This window comes from Garicola koreensis (assembly GCF_014195445.1).
Classification (GTDB): Bacteria; Actinomycetota; Actinomycetes; order Actinomycetales; family Micrococcaceae; genus Nesterenkonia; species Nesterenkonia koreensis.
This window is the reverse complement of record NZ_JACIBT010000007.1, coordinates 1-16,581: the sequence shown is the minus strand read 5'-3', so window position 1 is coordinate 16,581 and position 16,581 is coordinate 1. Positions and strand designations below refer to the sequence as shown.

At 65.0% G+C, this 16,581-nt stretch carries 16 protein-coding genes and 1 riboswitch; of the genes, 4 read left to right on the top strand and 12 right to left on the bottom strand.

Annotated features, from left to right (window positions below; genetic code table 11):
• Positions 1–45 precede the first annotated feature (45 nt).
• Positions 46–142, top strand: a riboswitch (SAM riboswitch).
• 13 nt (positions 143–155) lie between these two features.
• Genes FHX47_RS08410 through FHX47_RS08400 form a run of 3 tightly spaced genes read left to right on the top strand, consistent with a single transcriptional unit; the run spans position 156 to position 4,130 of the window.
• A complete protein-coding gene (locus tag FHX47_RS08410; RefSeq protein ID WP_183358497.1) occupies positions 156–2,276 on the top strand; it encodes an acetate--CoA ligase in 2,121 nt (706 codons plus the stop codon).
• Between the two features lie 16 nt (positions 2,277–2,292).
• Positions 2,293–3,594 (top strand): O-acetylhomoserine aminocarboxypropyltransferase/cysteine synthase family protein, encoded by a 1,302-nt coding sequence (locus FHX47_RS08405; protein WP_183358496.1) that lies wholly within the window; start codon positions 2,293–2,295, stop codon positions 3,592–3,594.
• Positions 3,591–4,130, top strand: coding sequence for a CoA-binding protein (locus FHX47_RS08400; protein ID WP_183358495.1), 540 nt, complete (start codon positions 3,591–3,593; stop codon positions 4,128–4,130). Before FHX47_RS08405 ends, FHX47_RS08400 begins: the two co-directional genes overlap by 4 nt.
• Before the next feature lie 180 nt (positions 4,131–4,310).
• Here the strand turns inward: FHX47_RS08400 and FHX47_RS08395 are convergent, their stop codons facing one another.
• From FHX47_RS08395 to FHX47_RS08365, 7 genes are all read right to left on the bottom strand, one after another.
• Positions 4,311–4,592 carry a hypothetical protein gene (locus FHX47_RS08395; RefSeq protein ID WP_183358494.1) on the bottom strand — a complete coding sequence of 94 codons (282 nt, stop codon included), beginning with the start codon at positions 4,590–4,592 and terminating at the stop codon, positions 4,311–4,313.
• Positions 4,593–4,803: 211 nt separating this feature from the next.
• Complete coding sequence (locus FHX47_RS08390) at positions 4,804–6,339, bottom strand: AMP-binding protein (RefSeq protein ID WP_343064350.1); 1,536 nt, start codon at positions 6,337–6,339, stop codon at positions 4,804–4,806.
• 157 nt (positions 6,340–6,496) lie between these two features.
• On the bottom strand, positions 6,497–7,069 hold the full coding sequence (locus FHX47_RS08385; RefSeq protein WP_183358493.1) for a DUF421 domain-containing protein: 573 nt from the start codon (positions 7,067–7,069) through the stop codon (positions 6,497–6,499).
• 86 nt (positions 7,070–7,155) lie between these two features.
• Positions 7,156–7,545, bottom strand: coding sequence for a VOC family protein (locus FHX47_RS08380; RefSeq protein WP_183358492.1), 390 nt, complete (start codon positions 7,543–7,545; stop codon positions 7,156–7,158).
• Between the two features lie 167 nt (positions 7,546–7,712).
• The gene (locus FHX47_RS08375; RefSeq protein ID WP_183358491.1) at positions 7,713–8,999 is read right to left on the bottom strand and encodes an adenylosuccinate synthase; all 1,287 of its coding nucleotides are present in this window, start codon (positions 8,997–8,999) and stop codon (positions 7,713–7,715) included.
• Between the two features lie 158 nt (positions 9,000–9,157).
• Positions 9,158–9,781 (bottom strand): thymidine kinase, encoded by a 624-nt coding sequence (locus FHX47_RS08370; RefSeq protein WP_183358490.1) that lies wholly within the window; start codon positions 9,779–9,781, stop codon positions 9,158–9,160.
• A 13-nt stretch (positions 9,782–9,794) separates the two neighbouring features.
• Positions 9,795–10,220, bottom strand: coding sequence for a DUF3151 domain-containing protein (locus FHX47_RS08365; protein WP_183358489.1), 426 nt, complete (start codon positions 10,218–10,220; stop codon positions 9,795–9,797).
• Between the two features lie 285 nt (positions 10,221–10,505).
• Between FHX47_RS08365 and FHX47_RS08360 the strand changes: the two genes are divergently transcribed.
• Positions 10,506–11,609: a Fic family protein gene (locus tag FHX47_RS08360; RefSeq protein WP_183358488.1), complete on the top strand. Its 1,104-nt coding sequence runs from the start codon at positions 10,506–10,508 to the stop codon at positions 11,607–11,609.
• Positions 11,610–11,644: 35 nt separating this feature from the next.
• Here FHX47_RS08360 and phnE (FHX47_RS08355) read toward each other — a convergent pair whose 3' ends face one another.
• The 5 genes from phnE (FHX47_RS08355) to FHX47_RS08335 form a co-directional block, all read right to left on the bottom strand.
• On the bottom strand, positions 11,645–12,736 hold the full coding sequence (gene phnE / locus FHX47_RS08355; RefSeq protein WP_183358487.1) for a phosphonate ABC transporter, permease protein PhnE: 1,092 nt from the start codon (positions 12,734–12,736) through the stop codon (positions 11,645–11,647).
• The gene (phnE, locus tag FHX47_RS08350; protein ID WP_183358486.1) at positions 12,733–13,800 is read right to left on the bottom strand and encodes a phosphonate ABC transporter, permease protein PhnE; all 1,068 of its coding nucleotides are present in this window, start codon (positions 13,798–13,800) and stop codon (positions 12,733–12,735) included. The genes phnE (FHX47_RS08355) and phnE (FHX47_RS08350) overlap by 4 nt, the downstream gene beginning before the upstream one ends.
• Positions 13,797–14,714: a phosphonate ABC transporter ATP-binding protein gene (gene phnC / locus FHX47_RS08345; protein WP_183358485.1), complete on the bottom strand. Its 918-nt coding sequence runs from the start codon at positions 14,712–14,714 to the stop codon at positions 13,797–13,799. The genes phnE (FHX47_RS08350) and phnC overlap by 4 nt, the downstream gene beginning before the upstream one ends.
• A gap of 117 nt (positions 14,715–14,831) precedes the next feature.
• Complete coding sequence (locus FHX47_RS08340; protein WP_183358484.1) at positions 14,832–15,914, bottom strand: phosphate/phosphite/phosphonate ABC transporter substrate-binding protein; 1,083 nt, start codon at positions 15,912–15,914, stop codon at positions 14,832–14,834.
• Between the two features lie 296 nt (positions 15,915–16,210).
• Positions 16,211–16,581: HAD family hydrolase (locus tag FHX47_RS08335; RefSeq protein WP_484494480.1), on the bottom strand; the 371-nt coding region annotated here is incomplete at its 5' end.

Sequence of the window (16,581 nt, the reverse complement as noted above, 5' to 3'; positions counted from 1 at the left end):
ACACAGCTTGGTGCCGCGTCCTTCGACGCCTTAGGCTGGTAGCTGTATCCATCCGGAGCGGCTGAGAGATCTGGCTCGACGACGCCGCAGCAACCACCCCTCACCCCGTGGGACAAGGTGCTAACGCCAGAACCGATGGGAGGGTTTGCTCACCGATGACTGCTGCACCAACCACCGGTGCCGCCGCTGCGGCGGGCCAGAACACACCCACACCGAAGACCACACACCCCTGTGACGCCGATGTCCACAACTGGGCAGATCCGGCCACAGAGTCTCAGCGCATTGAGTTCTGGGAGCGCGCCGCCGGCCTGCTGGACTGGGAGGCCCCGTGGCACACCACCCACACCTGGAGTCCGGCAGACCCGCAGGCCAAGCGCGGACCGCAGATCAGCTGGTTCAGCGGCGGCACGCTCAACGCCTCGGTCAACTGCGTGGACCGCCATGTGGCCGCCGGCCGCGGCGAGCGCACCGCCCTGCACTTCGAGGGCGAGCCCGGCGACCGCGCCGAGGTCACCTACGCCGATCTGCAGGACCGGGTCAACCGCGCGGCCAACGCACTGGAGTCTCTGGGCATCGGTCCCGGCGACCGGGTGGTCATCTACCTGCCGGTGCTGGTGGAGACCATTGTGATCACCCTGGCCTGCGCCCGCATCGGCGCGGTGCACCAGCTGGTCTTCGGCGGGTTCTCCGCCGAGGCGCTGCGCTTCCGGATCGAAGACACCGGTGCGAAGCTGCTGGTCACCACCGACGGCCAGTTCCGCCGCGGCAAAGCCGTCCCCGTGAAAGCGAACGCTGACGAAGCGGTCTCCGGTGACAACAGCATCGAACACGTGCTGGTCATCCGCCGCACCGGAAGTGACATCCGCTGGGTCAGCGATGATCTCAACGGTGACGGCCTGGGCCGCGACCTGTGGTGGCACGAGGTGGTCGACACCGCTTCCGCAGAGCACACCCCGGAGTTCTTCGACGCCGAGCACCCGCTGTTCATCATGTACACCTCCGGCACCACCGGCAAGCCCAAGGGCCTGGTGCACACCACCGGCGGCTACCTCACCGGCACCCTGTTCAGCTACCTGCGGCTCTTCGCCCACCCGGATCCGACCAAGCGCGACGCCGACGTCCACTGGTGCACCGCCGACCTGGCCTGGGTCACCGCCCACACCTACGAGATCTACGGGCCGCTGGCCGCCGGGGCCACCCAAGTGATCTACGAGGGCGTGCCCAATGTGCCGCACCCGGGGCGGCACTTCGAGATCATCGACCGACACCGGGTGACCAGCTACTACACCGCCCCCACCCTGGTCAGGTCACTGATGGGTTGGTTCCCCGACGGGGTTCCGGAACACTACGACCTGCGCTCCATCCGGCTGGCCGGCACCGTCGGGGAGGCCGTCAACCCGGAGGCTGCCAGCTGGCTGCGCTCCCAGATCGGCCGCGACACCCACGACGACGACGGGAACCCCACCCTGCCGCTGGTGGACACCTGGTGGCAGTCCGAATCCGGCTCCACGGTGCTCTCCCCCAGACCCGAAACCACACGGTTCAAGCCCGGCAGCGTGGCAGGTGCGATGCCCGGCTGGGAGGTCGCCGTCGTCAATGATGCCGGGGCCCCCACCGCGCCCGGGGTGCAGGGCAATATTGTGATCACCAAGTCGGGCCCGTCGATGGCGCGCACCGTGTGGGGAAACCCGGAGCGCTTCTACACCAGCTACTGGCAGGACTACGCTCAGCAGGGCTGGTTCTTAGCCGGCGACGGCGCCCAGTACGACGCCGAGGACGACATCTGGATCCTGGGGCGCATCGATGATGCGATCAACGTCTCGGGGCACCTGCTCTCCACCATCGAGATCGAATCCGCCCTGATCTCCCACCCGGACGTGGTCGAAGCCGGGGTGGCCGGTGTCAGCGACCCCACAACCGGCCAGGCCGCGGTGGCCTTCACCGTGCTCAGCGCCGCAGCCGCTGAACGCACTGCCGAGGATGCGGAGGCCGAATCCGGACTCAACGAGGAATTGCGCGCCCACGTGGGCCAAGTGATCGGCCCGGTGGCCAAGCCTCGGGCGGTCATTGCGGTGCCGGAGGTGCCCAAGACCCGTTCAGGCAAAATCATGCGCCGGCTGCTGGCCCAGATTCACGACGGCGAGCCCCTGGGCGATACCACCAGCCTGCAGAACGAACCTTGCGTAGCCCAGATCACCGAAATCTGCCGGGCGCGCGGGACGATGTCCCCCGCACCGACCCCCGCGACGACCCCCGCGACGACCCCCACACCCTGAGAGAGGTACCCATCCCATGACCAGTGACCGCCAGTTCGGGTTCCGCACCCGCGCCCTGCACGCCGGCACGGTGCCCGATGCCATCCACGGCTCCCGGGCGGTGCCGATCCACCAGTCGACGTCGTTCGTGTTCAAGGACACCGGCGACGCCGCCAACCTGTTCGCCCTGCAGAAGTACGGCAACATCTACTCGCGCATCGGCAACCCCACTGTGGCCGCGTTGGAGGAGCGCCTAGCCTCGCTGGAGGGCGGCATCGGCGCAGTGGCCACCGCCTCGGGCATGAGCGCGGAGTTCTTGGTGTTCGCAGCGCTGTGCGAGCAGGGTGACCACATTGTGGCCAGCTCCAAGCTCTACGGCGGCACCGTCACCCAGCTGGACGTTTCTCTGCGCCGGTTCGGCATTGAGACCACGTTCGTGGACTCCGATGAGGCCGCTGATTTCAAAGCCGCGCTCCAGGAGAACACCAAGCTGATCTTCACCGAGGTGGTCACCAACCCCAGCTCCGACGTCGTGGATCTTCCCGGCATCGCTGAGGTGGCCCATGAGCACGGCATCCCGCTGGTGGTCGATTCCACGCTGACCACCCCGTATCTGCTGCGGCCCATTGAGCACGGCGCAGACATCGTCACCCATTCGGTGACCAAGTTCCTCGGCGGCCACGGCACCACTCTGGGCGGGGCGATCGTGGAGGCGGGCACCTTCGACTGGGCCAACGGCAAGTTCCCGCAGATGACCGAGCCGGTGGACTCCTACGGCGGACTCTCCTGGTGGGGCAACTTCGGCGAGTACGGCTTCCTCACCAAGATCCGCGCCGAACAGCTGCGCGACTTCGGGCCCAGCCTCACCCCGCAGGCGGCCTTCCAGCTGATCCAGGGGGTGGAAACCCTGCCCCAACGCATGGCCGAGCACACCATCAACGCGCAGCGCATCGCCGAATGGCTGGACACCGATGATCGGGTCAGCTACGTCAACTTTGCCGGGCTGCCCAGCCACCCGCACCACGAGCGTGCTAAGGAGCTGCTGCCAGACGGCGTCAGCTCGGTGTTCAGCTTCGGCATCGCCGGCGGACGTGAAAATGGGGCCACCTTCATTGAGTCGCTGCAGCTGGCCAGCCACTTAGCCAATGTGGGCGACGCCCGCACCCTGATCCTGCACCCGGGGTCCACCACCCACCAGCAGCTGAACGCCGCGCAGCTTCAGGCCGCCGGAATCGGCGAGGACCTGGTCAGGATTTCTGTGGGCCTAGAAGACGTTGACGATATTATCTGGGACCTGGACCAGGCCCTGGAGGCTGCGACCAAAGGAGACTCAAAATGAGCGCGACGCCGACCACCAGCACAACCACGAGCGCTGAGCATCCGCACGGCCTCTGGGAGGAGCCGGGTGCCGCCCGCCGCCTGCAGCTGCTGCGCAGTGCTGAGTCGGTGGCGATCATCGGGATGAGCGATAAGCCCTCCCGGTCCAGCTACTTTGTGGGCACCTATCTGAACTCCGACTCCAGCTACCGGCTCTACTGGGTCAACCCGGGCCTGGTGGGCAAGACCGTGCTGGGCCGGCCCGGCTACGCCTCGCTGCAGGACCTTCCGGAGGTGCCCGATATTGTGGTGGCCTTCCGCAAGCCGGCCGACCTGCCGGCCGTGGCCGAGGATGCCGCTGCGGTGGGTGCGAAGACCATGTGGGCCCAGCTGGGCCTGAAGAACGAAGACGCCATGCAGCGGGCTACCGACCTGGGGCTGAACGCGGTGCAGAACCGGTGCATCAAGATTGAGCACGGCCGCTTCCACGGCAACCTGCACTTGGGCGGCTTCGACACCGGAATCATCAGCGCCAAGCGCCAACTCATCGACCGCTAGGCAGTCCAGCACTCATCCGCGCCGCTTACCAACCCAGCCCTCCACCACAAATCTTCCCAGCGCTGTGAAGGATCTGCGCCTCCTCAGGCTGTGTGATCTGAACAGCCCTGGGAGAGTCGTGCAGCCTCACGGGCTGAGCCGACACCGACGGCGGCAGCCCGCCGCTCACCCGCCAGCAGTTCACGCGGCGGTGAGCTGCCGCTTCCGCAAGGTCTGGATATAGCTGCGGAACTGCTCAAGCCCTTCGTCAGGACCAAAGACTCCGCTGATCTCGTTGAGGTGGCTGGTCTCCACCGGAAGGTCCTGCTCCACCGAATTGATCAGAAATATCCACACAGCCGTCTCATGTTCGCCCGCGCCGACGTCACCGGCGAAATCGGCCCAGGCCTCGGTTGGCCACACGTCCTCATAGTGGAACACGAGCCTCTGAGCGAGCTCTTGCTGGATGTCCGTATAGTTCATCCTACTCCGCCTGCCCAGCCACGCGTCGCTGGTTTTCTATCATCTGCTCAAAGGTTTCCTGACGGTAAGCGATGCCGTCCCAGCACCACATGACGCCGGGGCCGAAGTGAGGATAAAACGTCTGGATACCACTCGGAGTGACTTTGAGTCGGAGAGCGAGTCCGTCAATCACCACACGTTTGTCTTGGACCCCACCGAGGCGCCAGGGTGGCTACGCGCTGTGCTTCAGTTCGCGGCGCAGGATCTTTCCGGTACGCGATTTGGGCACCTCATCGATGAACTCCACCTCACGAACCTTCTTGAAGTGTGCGACCCGCGAGGTGACGTACTCGATGACCTCCTCCGCGCTGAGCTGGGCGGTCACCCCCTCAGCATCGACCTGCGGAACGATGAATGCCTTGGGAATCTCATTGCCATCGTCGGCGGGGACACCGATGACCGCCGCGTCGGCGATCTTCTCATGCTCCAGCAGCAGCGCCTCCAGCTCGGCCGGAGCCACCTGGAAGCCCTTGTACTTGATGAGCTCTTTGAGCCGGTCCACAACGGTGAACCACCCTCCCGGGTTGTAGGTGGCAATGTCACCAGTGCGAAGCCACTCCTCATCCACAATGGTGGCCTCGGTGGCCTGCGGATTGTTGAGATAGCCCTTCATCACCATGGGGCCACGCACCCACATTTCCCCAGCCGGAGATTCTTCGTCGGAGGGGACATCAATGTCCTCACCAGAGGCTGGGTCCACCAGTTTGGTCTCCACATTCGGGACCGCTGGCCCGATGGAGCCGTGCGGGTAGATGTGCTGACCGAACGGGGACAGGTGCGAGACCGGTGAGAGTTCTGTCATTCCGAAGCCCTGGCCCACCTCGCAGCCCAGACGATCGGCGACCGCCTGTGCGGTGGTTCCGTCCAGGGGTGCGGCTCCACTGAGCATGCTGATCAGCGAGTCCGTGTTGTACTTGTCCACCAACGGGTGCTTAGCCAGGGCCACAGCTATAGGTGGCGCGATGAAGGAGGCCTGAATCCTATGGTCTTGAACGATCCGCAGAAACTCCTCCAGGTCAAACTTAGCCATGGTGACCACCTGCGCCCGGCGGTAGAGGCCGAAGTTCATCAGCACGGTGAGGCCGTAGATATGGAACATCGGCAGCACCGCCTGCATCGGGACACCGGGGTGGACAGGCAGAAGGTCCTGGATCTGGCAGGTATTGGCGACCAGGTTCCGGTGGGTCAGCCTTGCGGCCTTGGGGGTGCCGGTGGTGCCTGAGGAAAACGGCAGCACCGCCACGTGCTCAGCGGGGTCGATATCCACCTCAGGCGCGGGGTGAGCCTCACCGAGCATCCCGGTCAAGGCGGGGTGCACGCCGTCGTCGTCGATCACAACGATCCGATCGGTGCTCAGTCCGGCTTGCTCCGCACCCGCAACGGCGTTGTCCGCGAGCGCGGAGACAGTGACCATCATGGTGGCTTCGGCGGCGGTGAGCTGTCGCGCTACTTCCTCCGCTGTGTACATGGAGTTCACGGTTGTGGCGGTGGCCCCTGAGCGCAGAATCCCGTGGAAGGCGGTGACGAACTCTGGAATGTTGGGCGCCTGCAGCGCGACGACGTCGCCGGTTCCGATGCCACGAGCTGCCAGCGCCCCGGCGAAGAAGTCGACCTGGTGCTTCAACGCCCCATAGCTGACCTCGCGCCCAGTCTCGCCCTGGACGAGGGCAGTACGTTCGGAATCTTCTGTCGACAGTGAGCCGAACAGCAGCTGGTAGATGCTGACGTCGGGGATCGTGACCGGTGCGTGGGGGCTTGGGATGGCGATAATGGCGAGCTCCTCATTCGCGATATGTGACTTGGTTCACCCTACCAGCCAGTAGCCTCGAGTCATCATCCTGAATCGCACTTCAAAAACTCACAGTTCAGCGGGAATCGCCAGCGGGTCGCGAACCACCAGAGCTGCCTGGGCGTTCCGGCTCCCCGGTGTAGGGAAGCACGGTCTCCCCGCTGCCGAAGTTCCCGGAGGTGATGAGTCCGAGGCTGCCGTCCTGCTGCAGGATGACCGCCTCAACCTCATCCATGCAGCCGTGGCCGGACTGCCGGGCGGCGGTATGGATGTCGTCCTCCACCAACTGGTGCTTGCGCATGGTCCGCGACTGGAACTCACCGTGGTAGTAGACGAGCACCGGCTGCGAGTCGACGAAACGCCGCACCTTCGGCGACCGGCGCCTCACCCAGGCCAGCACCCAGCACAGTGTCACCAGCATCGCCATCGTGAGCAGCGCCTGGGCAAGCGGAACGTCGACGGCGGTGACCGTGCGTCCGAAGGCCGAACCGATGGTCACCGCCATAATCAGGTCCAGCGGAGTCATCGCGGCGGTAGTGCGCGGGCCGGTCACCCGCAGCAGCACAAGCAGGGCCAGGTAGCCGGCGGTCACGGTGATCAGAGTGTGGACGATGGGTTCCCATCCGTCCCAGAACTGCGTCATATCCATGCGGAGAACTCTCTCACGCACGCTCCCGGCTGTCGACGAGTCTCAGACGAAGCCGGAGATGAGCAGTGCACCAGCCCATCGACGTCTCAGAGCTGCCGCTGGTCGCGGCGCATTGGGTGATCGGTCGGCACTTCGACCAGCACGATCTGGGTGCCGTCGGGATCTTCGATCCAGGCTTCGATCAGCCCCCAGAGCTCCTCACGGGCCTCACGCGTCACCGTCACACCCAGCTGCGCCAGGCGCTGCACCTCGGCGTGCACGTCGCGGACCTGCAGCCACAGCTTCAGCGTGGAGGGGCCCGGCTCCCGAGTGCCGGAGACCTCCAGCGTGCCGCTGCCGAGGAAGAAGACGACGCCGGCGTGGTCGCCGGAACCGAATTCGCGGGCGACACCAAGCTTCAGCACGTCGCGGTAGAACGACTGGACCGCAGCCAAGTCAACCGGTCGCAGCAGCACACGGCTGGAAAGGATATCCATGTTCTCCATCATGGACCAGAAGGCACCTCTGCTGCACGGTAGAGGCGGCACGGCCGCCACTTCGCCCGGCCTGAGGCAAGTCTGAACAGAAGAAAGACGGCGCCATGGCCCCGAAATGGGGACTCTTCAGCTGCACCAACGGCAGCTGTCGTGGCCGGACAGGGACCTCAGTCGATCAGGTCGTGGATCTGGACGACCTGATCGCGGCCGGGGCCGACGCCGATGGCGGAGAACCTGGTACCGGAGAGGTCCTCCAAGGCGCGGACGTAGTTCTGTGCGTTGGCGGGCAGATCTTCGAATCTGCGAGCGCCGGTGATGTCTTCGGTCCACCCGTCGAAGTGCTCATAGATCGGTGTGGCGTGGTGGAACTCGGTCTGGGTCATCGGCATCTGGTCGTAGCGGTCGCCGTTGATCTGGTACCCCACGCACACCGGGATCCGCTCGATACCGGTGAGCACATCCAATTTGGTCATGAAGTAGTCAGTGAACCCGTTGATGCGTGAGGCGTAGCGGGCCATGACGGCGTCGTACCACCCGCAGCGGCGGGGACGGCCGGTGTTCACACCGAACTCGCCACCGGTCTTCTGCAGGTACTCGCCCCACTCATCGAACAGCTCCGTGGGGAAGGGTCCTGCCCCCACCCGAGTGGTGTAGGCCTTGATCACCCCGATGGAACGGTTGATGCGCGTGGGGCCGATGCCACTTCCCACGGAGGCACCGCCGGCAGTGGGATTCGACGAGGTCACAAACGGGTAGGTGCCGTGGTCGACGTCGAGATAGGTGGCCTGCCCGCCCTCCATGAGCACCACGTCGTCGCGGTCCAGTGCGTCGTTGAGCAGGATCGTGGAGTCCACCACCATGGGCCGCAGCCGGTCGCAGAAGCTCAAGAAATACTCGGCGATCTCATCGACGCTGATGTCCCGGCGGTTGTAGAGCTTGACCAGCAGCTCGTTCTTCTGCCGCAGCGCACCTTCGATCTTCTGCCGCAGGATGGACTCATCGAAGATGTCCTGGACTCGGATGCCCAGCCGGCCGACCTTGTCCATGTACGCCGGCCCGATGCCCCGGCCGGTGGTGCCGATGGCGCGCTTGCCCAGGAACCGTTCGGTGACCTTGTCCATGGTCTGGTGGTAAGGGGCCACCAGGTGTGCGTTGGCGCTGACCTTCAGCCGGGAGGTGTCCCCGCCGCGGGCTTCGAGGCCGTCGATCTCTTCGAAGAGCGCCTCCAGGTTGACCACCACCCCGTTGCCAATCACCGGGGTGGCATTGGGTGAGAGGATCCCGGCCGGCAGCAGCTTGAGTTCAAACTTCTCACCACCGACGACGACTGTGTGCCCGGCGTTGTTGCCCCCGTTGGGCTTGACCACATAGTCCACTCGGGAACCGAGGAGGTCAGTGGCTTTGCCTTTGCCCTCGTCACCCCACTGGGCACCAACGATCACGACGGCTGGCATGGATGTCCTCTCGACGACGGGCAATACGGGTTTCGCAGGCCGCACTGAGTCTACCAACGACTCACGACGCCAGCTTAAGGTGCTTCACGCTTGCGCTTTAGACTCGCGGTCACCGAGGAAACCCGGCCCAAGAGGCGGGCTTTCAGGCAACGAGCGACTCAGCCCAGGCGGCCGCCGCTGGCTTCCAGATAGCAGGAGGCGCACAGCGATTCGTAGGTGACCTCCTCACCGTCGATGGCCACCTGGTCGCCGTCGAACACGAAACTCTCACCCTGACGCCGGGTGTTGAACAGTGCTTTCCGGCCGCAGCGACAGATCGTCTTCAGCTCCTCCAAGGTGTGGGCTAAGTCCATCAGCCGTGCTGAGCCGGGGAAGGCCCGGGTGCGAAAGTCAGTGCGAATCCCGTAGGCCAGCACTGGGACGTCGTCGAACACGGCGATGCGCAGCAGGTCATCAACGTGTTCGGGGGTGAGGAATTGGGCTTCGTCCACCAGCAGGCAGGCCACCGGCTTCACATGGGGCGGGGTGAACAGCGCCTCAGCCGTCTCCGCCCGGGCATAACGGATGAACAGGTCCCGCAGCTGCGCCTGGTCCGGGATGAGGAAATCGACCGTGCGGGTGACTCCCAGCCGAGAGACAATCTCATCGCTGCCCTTGGTGTCGATCTGAGGTTTGGCCAGCAGCACGCGCTGGTCGCGCTCCTCATAGTTGAAGGCCGCCTGCAGCATACTGGTGGATTTGCCGGAGTTCATCGCCCCGTAGCGGAAATACAGCTTGGCCACAGCGGACTACGGCTCAGCCGCGCAGCTTCGCGATGTCACCTGCAGCGTCCGGGTCAGAGTCGTTGAGCAGTTTGGTGATGCGTGTGACCTCGTTCTCCTCCCCGATGGAGGCTGCGGCCTGACCCAGGGCAGCCACTGCGCGTAGGAAGCCACGGTTGGGTTCGTGGCTCCAGGGCACCGGCCCGGCTCCGCGCCACCCGTTGGCCCGCAGTGCATCGAGTCCGCGGTGGTAGCCCACCCGGGCGTAGGCGTAGCCCTCTACGGTGTAGCCGGAGTCCAACGCCTCCTCGGCCAACAGTGCCCACACCAACGACGACGTCGGGTGCTTGGCTGCCAGATCCACCGGCTCCTCGCCGGCGGCCAGCGACTCTTCTACCTCCGGTTCGTTGGGCAGCAGTGTGGGCTCGGGCTCCATCAGATTTCGACCAACCATGCTCATGGGTCCCATCCTATCGGTCCGCCGGCCGCCCCCGCGGGCCGTGTCTTTTGGACGCCGCGCTCCTCCGGTCTCTCTTCTTTCTTCGCCCACCCCCGTCCTGTTCCCAGCCGTATTGGCGGTTCCCCGACGAATTTCCATGGGAACAGCAAAGAAGGCCGGGAATTGCCCCACGTGGGATGGTTCGGGCGATCTCGACCCTGAAACATCTTTGCCACCCACCTACCGACCTTGAAAATAATCGTCGAATTTTTTCAAGGTATCCTCGTATATGGCACGATAGGTGCCATGTCCGCGCAGACACGTCATGGCGAGTGGGACCCCACGCAACCTTTTCAAGAGCTTCCGCCCTTGCCTCCAAGGCAGGATGTTGAAACCGTCACTGTTCTGCGGAAAACGATTGCAGCACGGGCGGCATTGGCCGCTATGGACCAGGCAGCCCAACGGCTGCCCAACCCGGAAATTCTCCTCAGCACCCTCACTGTCCTAGAAGCCCAGGCCAGCTCCGAGATCGAAAACGTCGTCACAACAACAGATGAACTGTTTCGACATCTGGAGGCACAGGAGGGCGCCTCCCCTGATGTCAAAGAAGCGCTTCGCTACAGGACCGGCCTCTTCGCCGGGCTGAGGTTCGTCCAGAACCGAGGGTTGATCACCCGAACCACGGCCGAAGAGATCTGCACGCAATTATCCGGACGTGAAGTGTCGCTGCGGCGAACCCCTGGAACCGTCATTGCCAACCCCCGCACCGGCCAGGCCGTCTACACGCCTCCCACCGGTTACGAGACTCTGGATCGCAAGATGGCCGAATGGGAGACCTACGTCAACTCCCCACAGCTGCACGACCCCCTGGTGCGGATGAGCCTTGCCCACTATCAGTTCGAGGCCATTCATCCGTTCGACGATGGCAACGGACGCACCGGCAGAATTCTCAACATACTCCAGACCATAAATGACGGAGTGCTGTCGAGTCCCGTTCTGTACCTGTCGCGGTACATCATCGCGCACAAGAATGACTACTATCGGCTCCTACGGCGAGTGACCAGTGACGGAGACTTCATCTCCTGGGTGGAGTACATGCTCGAAGCCGTCCGAGCCACCGCTGAGTCGACCCTGGAACTGATAGACCGGCTGCAAGACATAGAGCGGGAGCTGAAGGAGGCCGCCTCGTCAGCCCTGCCCGGCGGTGGGAACCTCGCCCTAGTGGAAACTCTCATGCTGCAGCCTTACACACGCATCACCACAGTCGAACATCGGTGTAGCGTCTCTCGCCCGACCGCCCGAAAATGGCTTACAGCACTGGCATCCGCTGGGATCCTGCGCAGGCTTGATGTAGGCAGGAACGTTCTCTACCTCAACGATCGCTATCTCCGCGTCCTCGCGGAAGCCTAGGGAAGCCGGCAGATCGTGCTCTATAACAGCTGAGGCTAGATGGGGACGGCGGCGACCTTGTCGCGCGGGGGTTCGCCCGGCTGGTCGGAGGGGGCGTCGGGGGCTTCGCCGTCGCCGTCGTCGTCGTTCTTGGAGCGTTTGGTGCGCACATTGGCGCCGTGGATGACCCGGTGGCGGATGAACGCGGAGATCTGATCCACGATGATGGTCACCACCACGATCGCCACCAGCACGATGCCGATCCGGTCCCAGGCCCGGGCGTTGAACACCGTGGAGAGCAGTGTGCCGATGCCCCCGGCGCCCAGCACCCCGAGGATGGCTGAGGCGCGGATGTTGACCTCGAAGCGGTAGAGCCAGATGGCGATCACCTCCGGCATCGCCTGCGGCAGCACCGCCCAGCGGATCATCTGCAGCTGGTTGCCGCCAGAGGCTCGCACCGACTCCAGCGGGCCCTCGTCCACCGCTTCGACCGCCTCGGAGATCAGCTTCGACAGTGTGCCGATGGAGCTGATCCCCAGGGCGAAGGCGCCGGCGAGCGCACCGCCGCGGCCGCCGACGCCGAACAGCGGGATCATGATGGCGATGGCGAAGATGATCTCCGGCACTGCGCGCACGATCGCCAGCACGAACCGGGTGGGGATGTAAACCGCCAGCGTGCTCATGTTGCGTGCGGCCAAGAACCCCATCGGCAGCGAGAACAGCGCGCCGATCACCGTGCCGATCCAGGCGATGGCCACTGATTCGATCATCGCGGTGAAGGACTGGACCCAGTAGCCGCGCACCGGGTCCTCCGGGTTGGTGATGTCGAAGGTCTGGAACACGCCCTGGGTCATCAGCTGGCCGTACTGCCAGATGTTGGCCGGCATCCGCAGCAGCGCGCCCAAGTCCATGCCCGCACCGTAGAACGCGGCGATGAAGATGACGCCCACCAGGATGAGGGCGAAGTTGTACCCCAGCTTGGAGGGTCGCACCGGGCGGTCGAACAGGTCCGGCTTATAGGTGGGGCTGCCGGCGGCGTCGCGGTGTGCGTTGTTGCTGTCTGCGCTGCTGCGGGAGGAGCTTCCGGGACCGGCGTTGACGCTGCGCCGGTGAGGACCGCCGGCGTGGTGGGAGTGCTTGCGGCTCACATCAGCCTCCTTCGGATCCACAGGGAGAACAGGTCCACCAGCAGCACCACGATGATGAGCATGTAGAGAATGCTGGCCACGTTCTCCCAGGCGAAGCGGTTCATCTGCAGGTTCAGCTCGTGGCCGATGCCGCCGACGCCGACGATGCCGATGGCGGTGGAGGCGCGAATGTTCAGTTCGAAGACATACAGGCTGTAGGAGGTGAAGCCGGGCAGCACCTGGGGCAGCACGGCGATCCGGTTGCGCTGAGTCAGGTTTGCCCCGGTGGAATCCGCTGCCTCAATGGGGCCGGGGCTGGCGGCGTCGATCGTTTCGCCCAGCAGTTTGGCGACGATGCCGATGTTGAACATCAGCAGCGCCAGCACACCGGCCAGCGGCCCCAAGCCGTAGGCGGTGCCACCGATCATCGCCACGAACAGCAGCGCCCAGCCGACGTCGGGGATGGAGCGGATGACTGAGTTCAGCGCTTTGATGGTCTGGCTGGTGGCCTTATTGGGGCTGGACACCGGGGAGGCGAACATCGCCAGCACCAGACCGATGGAACAGCCGATGATGGTGGCGACGATCGCCATGTTCAGGGTGACCAGCCACTCGTCCCAGACACCGAACACATAGGACCAGTTGGGGTTGAAGAAGGCCGCCAGCTGCCCGGCCAGGTTGTCCCAGCGCTCCCAGATGGAGGCCAAGGTGAAGTCGATGTTCTCCCCGGCCCAGTAGGTGACGATCACGAACGTCAGTGCGCCGAAGGCGGCCATCTCCCCGATGCGCACCCGCCAGCACACGATCAGCAGCCCGAGCATGATCAGCAGCCCGATCAGCGGATTCTGCGGGGCCCACAGGGTGACGCCGCCCAGCGGCAGGAAGAGCACGTCGGTGGACTCCCGGCTCCACCAGAAGAAGGCGAACGCGGCCGCCGCGAGGCCGAGCAGGCCGAGGTAGGCCAGCGCGCTGGGCCTGGGCTGCTTGGGCCGCTCAGTGCTGGAGCGGCCGGTTCCGGAGCTGCCTGTGCCGACGCCGGTGCCTGGTGACCCGGCAGATGAGTCCGATTCGGCGACGGCAGTCACAGCCGGGCCTGTTCTGCGTTATTGCTGCCGGGGTCATTGCTGCCGGGGTCATCACTGCCGAGCACAGCCGGGTCGTCGTCGTGGTGGGCGTCGTCGTTGTCGGGGTCGTGCTCGGTGGCGTCGGCGGTCTCTTCCACACTGACCGGCACGTCGTCGGCGACCACGTCCTCGGCGGTCATCGACCGCTGGTAGACCTCCTCGATCACCGCATCGGTGGCTTCGGCCACCGGTCCGTCGAAGACGACCTCGCCGGCGCGCATACCGATGATGCGGTCCGCGTAGCTGCGGGCCAGGTCCAAGTGGTGCATGTTGACGATGCAGGTCATGCCCAGTTCGCGCTGGATGCGGCGCAGGTCTCGCATCACCCGGTGGGCGGTCGGCGGATCCAGGGCAGCCACCGGCTCATCGGCGAGCATCACCTCAGGATCCTGGGCGAGCACGCGGGCGATCGCCACTCGCTGCTGCTGTCCGCCGGAGAGCGAGGAGGCTCTCTCGTAGGCCTTTTCCACAATGCCGACCCGCTCCAGGCACTGGAAGGCGAGCTCCTTGTCCGCAGCCCGGTACCAGCCCAGCATCGAACGCCAGGTGGGGGTGTAGGCCGAGCGGCCGGTGAGCACGTTGTTCAGCACGCTGATCCGGTTCACCAGGTTGAAGGACTGGAAGATCATGCCGACTTTGGAGCGCAGCCTGCGCAGCTTGGTCTTGGACTTGGGATCCACCACGGTCTCGCCGACGCTCAGGGACCCGGAGGTGTAGGGCACCAGGCCGTTGACGGCGCGGATCAGGGTCGATTTGCCGGCCCCGGAGAGGCCGACGATCCCGACGAACTCCCCCTGGTTGATCGTCAGGTCGATGCCCTTCAGCCCCTGGAAACCGTTGGGGAAGACGACGTCGACGTTTTCGAAAGTAATCATGATGTGGACTCCATGCCGAACCGGGGTGCGGATCTGGCGCTCAGTCTAACGCTGAGGATCCGCACCCCGACCAGAGCAGTGTTTGAGGACTGCCCTCTCGAAAGGAACGGAGAGGGATCACTCGCCGCCGAAGTTGTTGTACACCTCGCGGGCGACGTCGAGGGCTTCCTCGTCAGCCTCGACCAGACCCTCAATCTCGTAGACGTCGTAGAGCGGGTCGCCCTCGTCGAGGTCGCCGCCGCTGGAGAAGGCGAGGAACGCATCGGTGATCGCCTGCTGGTCCTCCTCGCTCAGGTCACCGGAGGCGACGATGCCGTCATTGGGGATCGGGCCCGCCCAGGCGAAGACCACAAGCTCCTCGCCCACGTCGGGGTTCTCCTCGACCACGTTCTGGCGTGCGTCGTCGAAGGAGGTGCCGATGGCCATCTGGTCGTTGTAGACGTTGAGGACCGACTGGTCGTGTCCGCCGGCGAACTGTCCGTCGACCTCAATGCCCAGCTCGTTGAGCTGAGTCTGCGGGAAGTAGTAGCCCGACGCCGACCCCTCGTCCACGTAGGAGACGGTGGTGCCCTCCTCGATGTTCTCCAGGGCCTCGACGCCCATCGGGCCGTAGTCGGCCATCTCGCCGGTCTCTTCATCGTAGATGCCGTTGCAGAACGAGTAGCCCTCCTCGTTGGTGACCGGCTCGTCCTCGCAGTAGGTGCCCGGGTCGTTGGTGAACCACTGGGTGACGTAGGTGTCCGCGCCGTAGCGCAGGGCCTGCAGGATCGGAGTGCCGCCGGCCTCGTCCTCGGCCTGGATCATGCCCACCGGTCCGGACATCACCAGGTGCACATCACCGGTCTGCATCCCCTGGACGACGCCCAGGTAGTTGTCGAAGACGTCGATGGCCACGGGGAAGCCGTCGAGCTCCTCGGAGAGCTGCTCGGCAATGCCGTCGGCATTCTCCACGATGACGTCCTCATCGGTGGAGGGGACCAGCCCGATGACCAGCTCGTCGACGGAGCTGATCGGAGCGGCCGCCTCGCCGTTGGAGTCCTCACCGTTGCCCTCAGCACCGTTGTCTGCGCCGTCTTCGGTCTCTGCTGCGGCATCGTCGGCGCCGTCGTCGGCGACATCGCCCTCGTCGCCTGCGCAGGCGACGAGCGAGAGTGTCAGCACACTGGCCAGCGCGAAGGCCGACTTGGGGGTAATACGCATGTGGAACGTCCTTAGGTTCAATCAAGCTGCAAGTGCGGGTGCCGGGCGCGATTCTGCCCACGCTCGGTGACCGGGGCGAGCGCGCCGGTCTACTGAAACTCTAAGATCAACTCAACCTGGTCACAACCTGAGGGCGACCAGTTGGGCAAGCTGTCACCTGTTGTTCATACTGCCGTCCACACGTGGTGGCTCACCTCACAGTAGGATGTGCTGCGGCCCAGTTCCGCCTGACCTGGGCATACAGCCAGCTCACCCAGCCCAGCGCACCCAGCCCAGTCCAGCGCACCCAGCCCAGCTCAGTCAGCCCAGCGACGTATGATCGGCGCCGCCTTCTCCCAGGCCGAGACCCGGTAGTCCGGGGTGCCCACATCCGTGCCGAACCGGTCCAACAGGATGGTGGTGCCGCCGTCGATGCTGACGTGGGCCAGGTCGTTGCCCCAGATGTCGCCCACTGAGAGCACGTGTTCGGCGTCGATGCTCGTCTGCCCCGCGCTGCGAGCCCGCTGGAGCGCGTCCGGCATGCCGAAGGGTTTGCGGGCATCGTTGATGACGGCGTCGAAGCTGTTACGCAGCCCCAGCATCTGCAGCCAGGGGGCGAAGCCTTCGGCAGGAGAATTGGTGATGAGCACGACGACGACGCCGCGGCGCCGGACCTCCGCCAGCAGAT